The organism is Klebsiella sp. BIGb0407 (genome assembly GCF_024807845.1).
GTDB lineage: Bacteria > Pseudomonadota > Gammaproteobacteria > Enterobacterales > Enterobacteriaceae > JGM124.
In genome coordinates this window covers 404,999-418,872 of the sequence record NZ_JANUEQ010000003.1, presented here as the reverse complement: position 1 = coordinate 418,872, position 13,874 = coordinate 404,999, and the positions used below count along the sequence as shown (strand labels likewise).

The 13,874-nt window shown below is 49.4% G+C and carries 13 protein-coding genes; 8 read left to right on the top strand and 5 right to left on the bottom strand.

The window, feature by feature from the left end; translation table 11 throughout:
• Positions 1-13: 13 nt before the first annotated feature.
• Positions 14-646, bottom strand: coding sequence for a dihydroxyacetone kinase subunit DhaL (dhaL, locus tag M2387_RS11970; protein WP_259049864.1), 633 nt, complete (start codon positions 644-646; stop codon positions 14-16).
• A 10-nt stretch (positions 647-656) separates the two neighbouring features.
• Entirely contained in the window at positions 657-1,727 is a 1,071-nt protein-coding gene (gene dhaK / locus M2387_RS11965; protein WP_259049515.1) for a dihydroxyacetone kinase subunit DhaK, read from the bottom strand.
• A gap of 585 nt (positions 1,728-2,312) precedes the next feature.
• Here dhaK and M2387_RS11960 point away from each other — a divergent pair.
• The 3 genes from M2387_RS11960 to M2387_RS11950 all read left to right on the top strand — a co-directional run bounded on the left by M2387_RS11960 (position 2,313) and on the right by M2387_RS11950 (position 6,493).
• Positions 2,313-3,413: a glycerol dehydrogenase gene (locus M2387_RS11960; protein ID WP_259049513.1), complete on the top strand. Its 1,101-nt coding sequence runs from the start codon at positions 2,313-2,315 to the stop codon at positions 3,411-3,413.
• 127 nt (positions 3,414-3,540) lie between these two features.
• The gene (gene dhaR / locus M2387_RS11955; protein WP_259049511.1) at positions 3,541-5,466 is read left to right on the top strand and encodes a dihydroxyacetone kinase operon transcriptional regulator DhaR; all 1,926 of its coding nucleotides are present in this window, start codon (positions 3,541-3,543) and stop codon (positions 5,464-5,466) included.
• A 193-nt stretch (positions 5,467-5,659) separates the two neighbouring features.
• Positions 5,660-6,493: an MIP/aquaporin family protein gene (locus M2387_RS11950; RefSeq protein ID WP_259049509.1), complete on the top strand. Its 834-nt coding sequence runs from the start codon at positions 5,660-5,662 to the stop codon at positions 6,491-6,493.
• A gap of 83 nt (positions 6,494-6,576) precedes the next feature.
• On the opposite strand, the gene bcp is transcribed toward M2387_RS11950, so the two are convergent.
• Positions 6,577-7,047: a thioredoxin-dependent thiol peroxidase gene (gene bcp / locus M2387_RS11945; protein WP_259049507.1), complete on the bottom strand. Its 471-nt coding sequence runs from the start codon at positions 7,045-7,047 to the stop codon at positions 6,577-6,579.
• Between the two features lie 18 nt (positions 7,048-7,065).
• Positions 7,066-7,620: a glycine cleavage system transcriptional repressor gene (locus M2387_RS11940; RefSeq protein WP_259049862.1), complete on the bottom strand. Its 555-nt coding sequence runs from the start codon at positions 7,618-7,620 to the stop codon at positions 7,066-7,068.
• 146 nt (positions 7,621-7,766) lie between these two features.
• On the opposite strand from M2387_RS11940, the gene dapA reads away from it, so the two are divergent.
• The 5 genes from dapA to M2387_RS11915 all read left to right on the top strand — a co-directional run bounded on the left by dapA (position 7,767) and on the right by M2387_RS11915 (position 13,629).
• Complete coding sequence (dapA, locus tag M2387_RS11935) at positions 7,767-8,645, top strand: 4-hydroxy-tetrahydrodipicolinate synthase (protein ID WP_259049506.1); 879 nt, start codon at positions 7,767-7,769, stop codon at positions 8,643-8,645.
• Between the two features lie 15 nt (positions 8,646-8,660).
• On the top strand, positions 8,661-9,695 hold the full coding sequence (bamC, locus tag M2387_RS11930; protein WP_259049504.1) for an outer membrane protein assembly factor BamC: 1,035 nt from the start codon (positions 8,661-8,663) through the stop codon (positions 9,693-9,695).
• Positions 9,696-9,917: 222 nt separating this feature from the next.
• Positions 9,918-10,631: a phosphoribosylaminoimidazolesuccinocarboxamide synthase gene (purC, locus tag M2387_RS11925; protein WP_259049501.1), complete on the top strand. Its 714-nt coding sequence runs from the start codon at positions 9,918-9,920 to the stop codon at positions 10,629-10,631.
• 131 nt (positions 10,632-10,762) lie between these two features.
• On the top strand, positions 10,763-11,614 hold the full coding sequence (locus M2387_RS11920) for a neutral zinc metallopeptidase (protein WP_259049498.1): 852 nt from the start codon (positions 10,763-10,765) through the stop codon (positions 11,612-11,614).
• Positions 11,611-13,629 carry a tRNA(Met) cytidine acetyltransferase TmcA gene (locus tag M2387_RS11915; RefSeq protein ID WP_259049496.1) on the top strand — a complete coding sequence of 673 codons (2,019 nt, stop codon included), beginning with the start codon at positions 11,611-11,613 and terminating at the stop codon, positions 13,627-13,629. Before M2387_RS11920 ends, M2387_RS11915 begins: the two co-directional genes overlap by 4 nt.
• Positions 13,630-13,668: 39 nt before the next feature.
• Here M2387_RS11915 and M2387_RS11910 read toward each other — a convergent pair whose 3' ends face one another.
• Positions 13,669-13,863 (bottom strand): YpfN family protein, encoded by a 195-nt coding sequence (locus tag M2387_RS11910; protein ID WP_259049494.1) that lies wholly within the window; start codon positions 13,861-13,863, stop codon positions 13,669-13,671.
• Between the last annotated feature and the right edge of the window lie 11 nt (positions 13,864-13,874).

The following is a 13,874-nucleotide window of genomic DNA, read 5'->3' as shown; positions in this document are numbered from 1 at the left end:
CCTTATCCTTCGCTTACTCTCTGGCCGCTGCGGCCAGCATCTGCATCATAAACAATACCGAAGTTGCTCCCGGATCCTGGTGCCCAATGCTACGCTCACCCAGATAGCTGGCGCGCCCTTTACGGGCTTGCATGGTTATCGTTGCCCGTGCGGCTTGTTCTGCGACCTGGCAGGCGTTATCCAGTGCGGTTTGTAGCGATAAATGTTGCTCGCTGGATTGCTGGAGTGATTTTGCTACCGGAAGCCAGACATCACACATTGTTTTGTCGCCAGGCTCCGCCTTACCTCGGTTAACCACCCCGTCAGCGCCTTCGTTAATCATTTGATATAGCTCATCCAGCGTCAGGCTTTGGTGGGCTTGAGTGACTTGGGCCGCACGAATAAAGAAGGTTCCAAACAAGGGGCCGCTGGCACCCCCGACATTAGAGAGAAGGACCATACCGGTATTTTTTAGAATAAAACCAATATCTTTATCAGCAATTGAAGGCAGTTTTTCCACCACTTTGCTAAAGCCACGATTCATATTCAGCCCGTGATCGGCATCGCCAACCTCGCGGTCCAGACCGGTCAAAAAATCACGTTCAGTGGCAAAAATGTCTCCACAGCGGTAGAGCCAGTTAACAATTTGATTTTTAGTAAGTGACATCATTATCTCCTTAGTATCCCCAGTTCAGGGCAGGGGTGTGAACTGGCGCGTCCCACAAGGTGAGCGTCTCATCGTCGGCTTTCAGTAAAGTAATAGAGAAGCCTTCCATATCCAGGGAAGTACACCAGGTGCCGACCAGGTTCCGAACGATAGTGATACCGGCTTCCTGACAGCATTTTTCCAGTCGATTATAGACGCCGTATAACTCTGAAAGAGGGGTTGCACCGAGGTTGTTGACCATGGCAATAACCTTATCTGTGCGCTGGAGTGCCTGTTTTGCTTGTTTTATTTCCAGCCAGTTGCCTTTGACACTGTCCCATTGACGTAACGTACGCGTGTAATCGCCATTTTCCAGTAAAGTGCTAAACATCTCATCGACGGTGTTGTCCAGAGAGGTGAAACTGCGACGGTCGATACCCGGCTCTCCGTGGATCCCGACGCCGAACTCCATTTCATTATCCTGAAGTTCAAAAGAAGGGATCCCTGCGGCAGGAACTGTACAGGCACTTAAGGCAATGCCGATAGAATGGCCCTGATTATTTAGCTTGCGTCCCAGTTCGGCACAGGCTTCCAGAGAGTCTCCGCGTTCTGCTGCTGCACCGACTAATTTTTCAATCAACACCGTATTAGCTACGCCACGGCGTCCGGCGGTGTAGAGACTGTCTTTGACGGCGACGTCATCATCTACCACGATTGTCGCCACTTTTACGCCGCCTTCGTGCAATAGCTCGGTGGCAGTTTCAAAATTAAGAATATCACCGGTGTAGTTTTTAATAATCAGCAGGATGCCTTCTCCTCCATCAATATGCATTGCACATTCGAACATTTTGTCTGGTGTAGGAGAGGTGAAAATTTCGCCCGGGCAAGCGCCGGTTAGCATTCCTTTTCCGATAAACCCACAGTGCATAGGTTCGTGGCCACTGCCACCGCCGGATAACAGCGCGACTTTCCCGGCGACCGGGGCATCCGCTCGGGTGACATAAACCGGGTCCTGATGCAGTTGTAGTTCAGGGTGAGCTTTAGCAAGGCCGATAAGCTGTTCACTGAGTACATCTTCGACACGGTTAATCAGTTTTTTCATTTTCTATACTCCGCATAATATTAATGGGGTCACAGGGTTTATCCTGGCCCGATGTAAGCAAGCGGCATGAGATTTTCTCCCATGGTCGATAGAGTGATTTTGGCTTCGACAGAAGAAAAGAAATACAGCGAGAAAATAGGTTCCAGAGTGAAACTTGGACGTATTTATTTGTTCCATAATGGAACGAATTTTACTAAAAAAGAACAACAATGGGAGGCAGAGCTACATTCTGGATGCAGCTATCAATCCTCTGGCTTACCGTATTCAGGCAGAATATTATTTTTTTAAACGGGCAGAGAGGAGCGCTTCCATTCCTGTACTGGTACAGATTGTGATGTAAAGACGGATAGAGATCGCAATCCTGATTATTTATCTGGTTTTAGGTTCCATAATGAAACATGCGTTTTGATTTTTAGTTTCATATAAGAACAAAATTGATGAAAGTTTTTTTGCCGCCCACCCGCTCTAGAGTGATGTTATCGCGCCGCTAGTGTTCAACTTCCCGCTGAAATGGATTAGCAGAAGTGAACAAGGCCAGGCGTCATCATGTCAACGAGTTCAATATTTAATTTGAGGGTGAAGAGAATGCTACAAGTTATTCAATCTCCGGCAAAATATCTCCAGGGTCCTGATGCATCTGCGTTGTTTGGTCAATATGCTAAAAATCTGGCAGACAGCTTTTTTGTGATAGCTGATGATTTCGTGATGAAGCTGGCCGGGGATAAAGTGCTCAATGGCCTGCATGAACATAACATTCATTGTCACGCAGAACGTTTCAACGGTGAATGCAGCCATGTGGAAATTAACCGCCTGATAGCCATTCTAAAACAAAAGGGTTGTAAAGGTGTGGTCGGTATCGGCGGCGGAAAAACGCTGGATACGGCAAAAGCGATAGGTTATTACCAGAAATTGCCGGTCGTCATTATTCCGACCATTGCTTCCACTGATGCACCAACCAGTGCGCTATCTGTTATCTATACAGAATCAGGCGAGTTTGAAGAATATCTTATTTATCCGAAAAACCCCGATATGGTGGTAATGGATACGGCAATTATTGCCAAAGCACCGGTACGTTTACTGGTAGCTGGCATGGGGGATGCACTCTCAACCTGGTTTGAAGCAAAAGCCTGCTATGACGCCAGAGCCGTGAGTATGGCGGGTGGTCAGTCTACGGCTGCGGCACTGAGCCTGGCGCGTCTTTGCTACGACACCTTGATGACGGAAGGTGAAAAAGCTTTGCTTGCCGCAAAAGCGGGCGTCGTAACTGTCGCTCTGGAACGAGTTGTCGAAGCGAATACTTATTTGAGTGGTATTGGTTTTGAAAGCAGCGGGCTTGCTGCGGCTCACGCCATCCATAATGGTTTTACTATTCTTGAAGAGTGCCACCATTTATACCATGGTGAAAAAGTCGCATTTGGTACGCTGTCCCAGCTGGTATTGCAAAATAGTCCAATGGCAGAAATTGAAACCGTGCTGGGCTTCTGCCAGCGAGTCGGCCTGCCGGTAACTCTTGCAGAAATGGGCGTTAAAGAAGGTATTGAAGAAAAAATCATGGCGGTTGCCAAAGCTACCTGTGCACCTGGCGAAACTATTCATAATATGCCGTTCCCTGTCTCAGCAGAAAGCGTCTATGCCGCTATCCTTACAGCAGACCGTTTTGGTGAACAATGGCTGGCCCGTAAATAACCTCAGCGCTTGCCCCTGCAACAGGTAGGGGCATTTTATCTTTATTGCAGCTAAACTTACTGCCAGCTGATACGGGTGACAAGCAGACGTCACTGGTACACATGTATTTGGAACTCCAGGGCAGGCAATGGCGACACAGAATCCAAAAACAGAGCAGGATATTTCTTCATTTATCGCTCAATCCTGGCACCGTTGTGGGAAAATTATGCAGCGGGAAAGCTGGGGCGTTCCTCACCAGGCTCAGGGGCTCACCTTTGAGTCTATCTGTCGTCGTAAAACCGCGCTGCTGACAATTGGACAGGCCGCTCTGGAAGATGCCTGGGAGTTTATGGATAGCCGGGACTGCGCGTTTTTTATTCTGGATGAGTCAGCCTGTATCCTTAGCCATTGTGGACATCCTCAAGTACGGGAACAACTTGAAGAACTGGGTTTTTTTACCGGGAGTTATTGCGCGGAAAGCATCATTGGAACCAGTGCACTTTCACTGGCAGCTATGCAGGGGCTGCCGATAAAAACTTACGGTGAGCAGCATTTTAAGCAGGCATTGTTCCCATGGTCATTCTGCTCGACACCGGTATTTGATAACAACGGGCGGTTATTTGGTTCTATCGCTTTGTGCTGCCTGGCCAGTGAGGCCTCCGTTGCCGATCTTTCGTTAACACTCGCTATTGCCAGAGAAGTGGGGAATTCATTATTAACTGACAGTTTACTGGCCGAATCTAACCGTCATTTGAACCAAATGTATGGGTTGCTGGAAAGCATGGATGATGGGGTAATGGCCTGGAATGAGCAGGGCGTATTGCAATTTCTGAATGTACAGGCCGCTAATATGCTGTATCTGGATAATCAGAGAAGCCAGGGTAAGAATCTGAGTGAGCTGATAACGCTCCCGACCCTGTTACGCCGAGCGATTAAACATGCCAAATCCCTGAATCATGCCGAAGTGACATTTGAAAGCCAGCATCAGTTTATTGATGCGGTGGTGACCCTGAAGCCGATTGTGGAAGATCAGGGGAACAGTTTTATCTTACTGCTTCATCCGGTTGAGCAGATGCGCCAGTTAATGACCAGTCAACTGGGGAAAGTCACTCACACTTTCGAACAAATGTCGGCTGACGATCCTGAAACCCGACGTTTGATTCATTTTGGCCGCCAGGCTGCCAGGGGCAATTTTCCCGTATTACTTCGTGGGGAAGAAGGAGTAGGAAAGGAACTGATTGCACAGGCTATTCACAATGAAAGTGAACATGCTGATGGCCCTTATATTGCGGTGAATTGTCAGCTGTATGCCGATAATATTCTCGGACCAGATTTTATGGGAAGTTCGCAGACTCATGATGAAAATGGACGGTTAAGTCGTCTGGAACTGGCGAATGGCGGAACTCTTTTCCTGGATAAAATTGAATATCTGGCTCCGGAACTTCAGTCGATATTATTACAGGTGATTAAGCAAGGCGTGCTCACCCGGCTGGATGCACGACGTCTGATCCCGGTCGATGTAAAAGTTATCGCGACGACGACAGTAGATCTGGGCAATCTGGTGGAGCAAGACCGCTTTAGCAGGCAGCTTTACTATGCATTACACTCCTTTGAAATTGTGATTCCTCCTCTGCGTGAACGAAACAGCAGTATTCCGTCTCTGGTCCATAATCGGCTACGCAGCCTTGAGAGACGTTTTTCTTCTCGTTTCAAGCTGGATGAGGATGCCCTTGCACAATTGGTGGCGTACTCCTGGCCGGGTAATGATTTCGAGCTTAATAGTGTTATTGAAAATATTGCCATCAGTAGTGAGCACGGCCGTATTCGCTTAAGTCATATTCCCGCACATCTGTTTAATGAACGTCCCGGAGACCGAAGCCACTCATCCTTGTTACCTGCCAGTCTGACTTTCAGGGCTCTCGAAAAAGAGGCAATTATTCATGCCGCCCGGGTGACGAGCGGCCGCGTACAGGAAATGTCGCAGTTGCTTAATATTGGCCGTACGACGCTATGGCGCAAGATGAAGCAATATGACATTGATGCCAGCCAGTTTAAACGTAAATACCTGGACTAAAATGGCCTTTCTCAAAGCGATTCATGGGAGAAATCGCATCAGAATTTCGGCTAATCTCCCCCTCAGCCGATTACGCAAAGGAGTGTCAGGGGCTATTGTAATCAAACTTATTTAATGATTTTTTTCAGTAACGTAACCTGTGTTCAGAAGCCGTAATTTTACTTTTTATTTGTACTTAATCGCAGGGTCTATCATGAGCCAGACAGTGAGTTTAAAAGGGCAGTGTATTGCTGAAATGCTAGGTACTGGACTGCTGGTTTTTTTTGGGGTTGGTTGTGTGGCTGCGTATAAGGTCGCAGGCGCTAACTTTGGTCAGTGGGAAATCAGTGTGATTTGGGGGTTAGGTGTTGCTATGGCCATTTATCTGACCGCCGGGATCTCTGGTGCGCATTTGAATCCGGCTGTGACTCTGGCATTCTGCCTGTTCGCGAATTTTGAACGACGTAAAGTATTGCCCTATATGGCGGCTCAAGTAGCAGGAGCATTCTGCGGGGCAGCGTTAGTCTACGGACTGTATGTCAACCTGCTGACTGATTACGAACAGACCCACCATATTGTCCGTGGCAGCCTCGACAGCTTGCCGATGGCCGGTATTTTTTCTACCTATCCCGATAGCCGTCTTGGACTGATGCAGGCATTTGGTGTGGAGATGGTTATTACCGCTGTGATGATGGCGATGATTATCGCGCTATCTGACGAGGGGAATGGCATTCCTCGAGGGCCGCTGGCACCCTTGCTGATTGGATTGCTGATTGCCGTGATTGGTGCTTCTATGGGGCCATTAACCGGGTTTGCGCTTAATCCTGCCCGGGATTTGGGCCCGAAAATATTTGCCGCTTTTGCCGGTTGGGGGGAGGTCGCTTTTACTGGCGGTTATCGGGTTCCCTATTTTCTGATCCCACTCGTGGCACCCGTAGTAGGGGCTTTGCTGGGAGCATGGGGATATCGGTATTTTGTCGTCCCTCATCTACCTTCAGAACAAACACCCGAGATAACAGAGAAGAAGACCTCCCGACACAGTGCCTGAACCAAAAATAATTGTCGGCCTGAGTGACGAGAGAAAACGCTCGATGAAAGGCTCATCGAGCGTTTTAAGCTAAAACATCAGGACTAACCGTTTTCTTTTAGCCAGTTAATCACAATGTCGTGGTGGTTGCTGGTTTTGAAGTCATCAAATACATGCTCAACTCTACCCTCACCATCGAGTAGGAAGCTAATACGATGGATGCCATCGTAGGTTTTCCCCATAAAGGATTTTTCACCCCAGACGCCAAACTGCTCACTCACCTGATGGTCTTCATCAGACAGCAGGGTGAAGTTAAGTATCTCTTTTTCGACAAAGCGGGACAGTTTTTCTGGTTTATCAGTGCTGATACCCAGCACTTCGACGCCGTGCGCCTTTAGCTCATCCATATTGTCGCGTAAACCACAGGCTTGTACAGTACAGCCGGGTGTCATCGCTTTCGGATAGAAGTAAACCAAAACACGCTGTCCCTGGAAGTCGGTTAAATTTACTTGCTCGCCGTCTTGATCAGGCAGGCTAAATTTGGGTGCGCTGTCACCGGCTTTCAGTGGATTCATCGATTCTCTCCGTCTCTCTCAGTCTTCTTGTTGTAGGTTAACCACGCTAATAGTGCCTTCTGCGTTGAGTTCTGTACATAGGGATTTAAAGGCTTGCTGGATAATACTTGCATCTTCCGAGCCTGGGCTGTGCGCAGTGATTTGAATATACAGCCTTGGCCCCTGACTATCTTGTGCCGGAGTGGTTCGGGAAACTAGTTCAGCGATATCCATATGATGAACATCGAACAGATGAGTAAAGCGTTCAACCAGATGGGGTGAGTCAGCAACTTCGACTTGCACCCAGACACTTACCGGCATCGGGGAGATATCCTGAGCTGCGGTGCGCTTCATCACAATTAACAGGTCAAGTTCAGCCCCTTTTAGCGGAAGCGTCGACTCAATCAGGGTTATCGCATTCCAGCTACCCGAAAGTAACATGATAAAAGTGAACTCTTCTCCCAGCATCGCAAGGCGACTGTCTTCAATATTACAATCACAACTACTGACGTGACGAGTGATGGTATTGACGATACCCGGGCGGGCAGTTCCAAGTGCTGTGATAACCAAATAATGGTGTGATGAGGGTGTCAAACGCATTCTTCCTGTGTCTGGATACGATAATCATTAGGAAAGCACAAAAAAAACCTGCTGCCAACCGCTTAGCGCCTTCTGGCTGCTTGCTTTTGTGATGGTACCAAACGTAACATTGGAGAACATGTTTGCACAGAGGGTCGCCAATGTTTACGGGAAGTATTGTCGCGTTAATTACACCGATGGATGAGAAAGGTAATGTTTGTCGGTCCAGCCTGAAAAAACTGATTGATTATCATGTCGACGCTGGAACGTCGGCGATTGTCTCGGTGGGAACAACCGGTGAGTCTGCGACCTTGAGTCATGACGAACACGGTGATGTTGTGATGTTAACTCTGGAACTGGCTGACGGCAGAATTCCGGTTATCGCAGGAACAGGGGCGAATGCAACCTCTGAAGCCATCTCTCTGACGAAACACTTCCACAATAGCGGCATTGTTGGCTGTCTTTCTGTAACTCCTTATTACAACCGTCCTACTCAGGAAGGGCTGTATCAGCACTTTAAAGCGATTGCTGAAAGTACCGACTTACCACAGATGCTGTACAATGTGCCATCGCGTACTGGCTGTGACATGCTGCCTGAAACAGTTGGCAGACTGTCAGCGATAAAAAATATTATCGGTATCAAAGAAGCAACCGGGAACTTAAGTCGTGTAAACCAGATCAAAGAGTTGGTTAACGATGACTTTATCCTGGTCAGCGGCGATGATGCTAATGCATTAGACTTTATGCAACTCGGTGGTCACGGTGTTATTTCCGTTACCGCAAACGTAGCCGCGCGCCAGATGGCAGAAATGTGTAAACTGGCTGCCGAAGGGCAATTTGCACAAGCTCGTGAGATTAATCAGCGTCTGATGCCGCTACACCATAAACTATTTGTAGAGCCCAATCCTATCCCAGTCAAATGGGCTGCAAAGGAATTGGGTCTTGTAGCAACCGACACCTTACGTTTGCCAATGACACCGATAACCGACGCAAGTCGCCCGGTCATTCTTGACGCACTTAAGCATGCCGGTTTGCTGTAAAGCTAGGGAGATTTAATGGCTTACTCAGTACAGAAATCGACGGTGGCAAAAGTTGCTGTTGTCTCGCTCGCCATGTTGCTGGCTGCATGTAGCAGCGATCAGCGTTATAAACGTCAGGTGAGCGGTGATGAAGCCTATCTGCAAGCGACACCGCTTTCCGATTTGCATGCTCCGGCTGGTATGATCTTGCCTGTCCAGAATGGCAAGTATGATATTCCAGTGGTTCGTAGTAGCACTGCGATTGGTAAAGAACTGGATATTCGTCCGCCGACTCAGGCTCTGGCTCTGGTGAATGGTGGACGGACCGCGTTTGCAGGAGACACTGCGACATTGCTCGTCGAGGCGGCTCTGGCGAACGGGCTGTGGCCACAAGTAGTGAGTATTCTCCAGGAAAAAAACTATACCATCGCCGAACGTAGTGATGGTCAGCAAACCCTCACCACGGATTGGGTTCAATGGAATCGTGCCGACGAAGATAATCAATACCGTGGGCGCTATCAGATAAGCCTGTTACCTCAGGGCTATCAGCAGTCTATCGTGGTTAAGTTGCTGAACCTGGAGCAAGACGGTAAGCCTGTCTCTGATCCTGCAGCGGTGCAGCGTTACAGCTCTGAAATGCTCAATAGCATCAGCTTAGGTCTGGATAACGCACAAACTACCCGGCAGAATATGCAGGATAATCGTTCTGTATCAGAATTCGATGTGCAGAGCGCAGCTGATGACACCGGTTTACCGATGCTAGTGGTACGTGCACCCTTTAACGCAGTCTGGGGTAAATTACCTGCGACGCTTGAAAGAATGGGCATGAAAGTCACTGATGCTACCCGCTCTAAAGGAAGTATCGCGGTGACTTATAAACCGCTTTCTGACAGTGGCTGGTCAGAGCTGGGAGCGAGAGACCCGGAGCTGGTTAGCGGCGACTATAAGTTACAAATAGGCGATTTGGATAACCGCAGTAGCATGCAGTTTATCGATCCGAAAGGACATGCCTTAACGCAGTCGCAAAATGATGCCTTGGTTGCAGTATTCCAGGCCGCATTTAATAAATGATTATCCAGGGTCGGTTTATACCGACCCTCTTTCATTATTACGCATTATAATACCCAAAATAATTCGAGTTGCAGGAAGGCGGCAAGTGAGAGAGCCCCGATGAGCTTACGCGGGTAAGTGATTCGGGTGAACGAATGTAGCCAACGCACATGCAACTTGAAGTATGACGGGTATATTAATCCTTGACCGCAAAGCGGTTACAACACCTGGAGTGACAGAAAGATGCAAAAGCAAGCTGAGTTGTATCGCGGCAAAGCGAAGACCGTCTACAGTACGGAAAACCCGGACCTGTTGGTACTTGAGTTTCGCAATGATACGTCAGCAGGAGATGGCGCGCGCATCGAACAGTTTGATCGTAAAGGTATGGTGAACAATAAGTTTAACCATTTCATTATGACTAAGCTGGAAGAAGCGGGTATTCCAACCCAAATGGAAGCGCTACTCTCCGACAACGAAGTGCTGGTAAAGAAACTGGATATGGTGCCGGTTGAGTGTGTTATCCGCAATCGTGCCGCCGGATCGCTGGTTAAGCGTCTGGGGATCGAAGAAGGTACGCTGCTTAATCCACCGTTATTCGATTTGTTCCTGAAAAACGATGCTATGCACGATCCGATGGTCAATGAGTCTTACTGCGAAACCTTCGGCTGGGTTGGCAAAGAGCATCTTGCCCGTATGCGCGAGCTGAGCTACAAGGCCAATGACGTTCTGAGCAAGCTGTTTGATGATGCAGGATTAATCCTTGTCGACTTTAAACTGGAGTTCGGTCTGTTCAACGGTGAAGTGGTTCTGGGTGACGAATTCTCACCAGACGGCAGCCGCCTGTGGGATAAAGAAACGCTCGACAAAATGGACAAAGACCGTTTCCGTCAAAGTCTGGGTGGACTTATCGAAGCCTATGAAGCTGTTGCACACCGTCTTGGCGTTAAATTAGACTAACTGCGCAATCGTTTCCGTTTTGCCAAATCTGGGCGCTATCAAGCGCCCTTTTTTTTCATCGAGTTACAGTAGTCATTCGCCTGTGATCCCTCTAGAATTCCAGCTTATAAAAGGTCAATGAGGTAGCGAATATGCGCAAGCTTGGACAGCCTGAAAATAGCCATCCGGAACAAGAACTGCGAACTCCTGGCCAGCCTGCTATGCGAACAGGGCGCGGAATTTTTCGTATTCCTCGGGGTAAAGGTTTTTTTATTTTGCTGGTAATAGTCATTCTGGTCAGTTATTACCAGTCGGCTATCATCGGTTTATTTGCAAATAAAAAGGTAGTAGAAAAGCCCGCTATCTCTTATGACAAAGTGGTTTCACCTGCGGGTGAAGACGCTGAATTTACTGGCATGATAATGACGACTCTCGATGAAACCTGGCAGGCGTTATTTGAACGCCGCGGGCTTAAATATCAGTCACCTGAACTAGTCACTTACCGTGATACAGTCAGTAATGCCTGTGGTGACAAGCGCCAAGCCATCGGCACATTTTATTGCCCGCAGGACGACACGATTTATGTTTCTTTAACTCTGTATGACGATATGCAAAGCGCGCTCGGTGCGGGGGGAGACTTTACCCAGGGTTATATGATGGCCCATGCGGTCGGACATCATGTGCAAAAACTTCTTGAGCCAGGAGTGTCTGCGACAGCCTCTGGTTTATCAACAGAACAAGAACTGCAGGCCGACTGTTTTGCCGGACTGTGGGGGCACCGTATGGCAGAGCAACAGATCCTCAGTGCCGGGGATATACAGCCAGCGATGAATGTCTCGCAGGCTATCGATGAACAACAGCGTCAGTTATCCCCCGATAGAGTCATGCCAGAAAACTTCACTTACAGTACTTTGGGTCAACGTTATCAGGCGTTTAATCGCGGCTTCGTGAGTGGGGAGCTGGAGCAATGCCTGAGTCCTGACTCGGCGTCCGCTAAATCATGATATTGAGTGATTTTGTACCTCTGACCACACAGATGCGTGATAGCGGTATACGACGCCTGCTGGTGATTGCGGGTGAGTGGCAGTGGTGCCAGCGGCAAGCTCAGGAATTAGCTGACCGATTAACGGGTGACTGGTTATGGGTGGGCGATAACATTGAATGGCCGTTACATTGCGCGCCAGGGGCGCTGCGTTCTTTACTGGGACGAGAGTTTCAGCATGCAGTCTTTGACGCACGTACCGGACTTGATGCCGCAGCCCTGGCGGCTCTTGCGGGTACGTTAAAAGCAGGAAGCTGGCTGGTTCTGCTAACCCCGGACTGGCAACGCTGGCCGCAGCTCCCGGACACGGATTCCTGCCGCTGGAGCGATACGCCTGAGCCGATAGCCACACCACATTTTATTGCCTGGCTGGAGTCCTGTATCACTGGCTCATCCGATGCAGTGCTATGGCAGCAAAATCATCCGCTCAGGCTGAAAGATTTACCTGATTATCCGCACTGGTACCCGGTTAATCAGGGGCCGCAGCAGGAGCAAGCGACAGTGCTGGCGAAACTGACGGCTATGGAAAGTGGCGTTGCCGTGGTGACTGCGGCCCGGGGACGAGGCAAGTCATCGCTGGCGGGTATGCTGGTGAATCACAGTTCTGGCCGGTGTTTGGTCAGCGCCCCTGCCAAAGCCGCAACCGATGTACTGGCGCAATTTGCCGGGGAAAGGTTTCACTTTATCGCGCCGGATGCCCTGGTTCAGGACAAACCTGAAGGGGATTTTGACTGGCTGATTGTTGATGAGGCCGCGGCTATTCCCGCCCCGCTATTGCAGCAAATGATTGCCTCTTTTCCTCGCGTTTTGCTGACGACCACGGTACAGGGTTATGAAGGCACCGGGCGCGGCTTTTTGCTGAAATTTTGTGCCTCACTTCCTTCATATCACGCTTTTACGCTCAACACGCCCGTTCGCTGGGCCGAAAATGACCCTCTGGAACGATTGATAGACCAGATAATGTTATTTGATGAGCCCGATCTCGATTCTCTGCCAGCGGGACCGGTACAGTTTGCGGTTATCGACAGGCTCGATATGCGTTCACTGGCGGATATTTATCGCCTGTTATCCGGCGCTCACTACCGTACATCGCCACTGGACTGGCGACGTCTGCTTGATGCGCCAGGAATGCATTATCTCGCAGCCACCATCGAACAGCGCTGTGCCGGGGCATTATGGCTGGTAGAGGAGGGTGGGCTTGATCCTTTGTTGAGCCAGCAGGTCTGGGCCGGGTTTCGCCGCCCCAGAGGAAACCTGGTCGCCCAGTCGCTGGCGGCCCATGGCGGAAGTCCTCTGGCTGCAACTTTGCGTGGTTTACGCGTTAGCCGTATTGCGGTTCATCCCAGTTATCAGCGCCAGCTGCTGGGAAGTGAGCTGATAAAACAGGCTCTCTCCCTGGCGCAAGGGCAGTATGATTATCTGTCCGTCAGTTTTGGCTATACCGAAGAATTATGGCGGTTCTGGCAACGTTGTGGCTTTAAAATGGTACGTATCGGAACCCAGCGGGAAGCCAGTAGCGGGTGTTATACCCTGATGGCGCTGCTGCCTTTGTCTGAAGCCGGTATCAGGCTTGCTGATGCTGAACAACAACGATTGTTCCGCAATAGTCACTGGTACCCGCAGCTGCCAGTCGACATCATGGCGGATTTGCCTGCGCTGGCTGATGATTCACTCAATGATAATGACTGGCTTGAACTGGCCGGTTTTGCCTTTGCCCATCGCCCACTTGATTCTGCCCGGGCTTCTCTACATCGCTTACTGCTGGCCTGTGAGCAACCCTTAGATTTATTACGTGGGCAGTTTGAAAGGGGGCACAGCCACAGCGAGTTGTGTCAGTTATTTAAGTTAACCGGGCGAAAAGCCCTGTTGTCTGCCCTGCGTTCAGAAACAGCAATGGCACTGAGAAAGCTTGATCTCCCGCGCTGCGAGGCATTACAGCTCTGGGTTCAGCAAATCAGGCAAGTCGTGGGCCAGTAAAAAAGCGGGCTGAATATTCAGCCCGCTTGTCTTGAGTTATCAGGATTTTTTTGGACGATTATCGTCATCTTCGTCGTCCCATTTATCGTTACAGTCACGATGGGGCGGTAATTCAGGCTTATTGGCCAGAAACTTTTTATGATCAACCCGGTTCAAGTCTTTAATGACATTAATGAAGATACCCACCAATGCCACCAGGATAAAAATCCACCAGTAACGTGCTAGCCATTCCATGCTGATATCCC

What these genes read in the sequence shown, in the direction of transcription:
- M2387_RS11910 (WP_259049494.1), bottom strand. Translation starts at nt 13,863, where the DNA reads ATGGAATGGCTAGCACGTTACTGGTGGATTTTTATCCTGGTGGCATTG.
- bamC (WP_259049504.1), top strand. Translation starts at nt 8,661, where the DNA reads ATGGCTTACTCAGTACAGAAATCGACGGTGGCAAAAGTTGCTGTTGTC.
- purC (WP_259049501.1), top strand. Translation starts at nt 9,918, where the DNA reads ATGCAAAAGCAAGCTGAGTTGTATCGCGGCAAAGCGAAGACCGTCTAC.
- dhaR (WP_259049511.1), top strand. Translation starts at nt 3,541, where the DNA reads ATGGCGACACAGAATCCAAAAACAGAGCAGGATATTTCTTCATTTATC.
- M2387_RS11920 (WP_259049498.1), top strand. Translation starts at nt 10,763, where the DNA reads ATGCGCAAGCTTGGACAGCCTGAAAATAGCCATCCGGAACAAGAACTG.
- bcp (WP_259049507.1), bottom strand. Translation starts at nt 7,047, where the DNA reads ATGAATCCACTGAAAGCCGGTGACAGCGCACCCAAATTTAGCCTGCCT.
- M2387_RS11915 (WP_259049496.1), top strand. Translation starts at nt 11,611, where the DNA reads ATGATATTGAGTGATTTTGTACCTCTGACCACACAGATGCGTGATAGC.
- M2387_RS11950 (WP_259049509.1), top strand. Translation starts at nt 5,660, where the DNA reads ATGAGCCAGACAGTGAGTTTAAAAGGGCAGTGTATTGCTGAAATGCTA.
- dapA (WP_259049506.1), top strand. Translation starts at nt 7,767, where the DNA reads ATGTTTACGGGAAGTATTGTCGCGTTAATTACACCGATGGATGAGAAA.
- dhaK (WP_259049515.1), bottom strand. Translation starts at nt 1,727, where the DNA reads ATGAAAAAACTGATTAACCGTGTCGAAGATGTACTCAGTGAACAGCTT.
- M2387_RS11960 (WP_259049513.1), top strand. Translation starts at nt 2,313, where the DNA reads ATGCTACAAGTTATTCAATCTCCGGCAAAATATCTCCAGGGTCCTGAT.
- dhaL (WP_259049864.1), bottom strand. Translation starts at nt 646, where the DNA reads ATGTCACTTACTAAAAATCAAATTGTTAACTGGCTCTACCGCTGTGGA.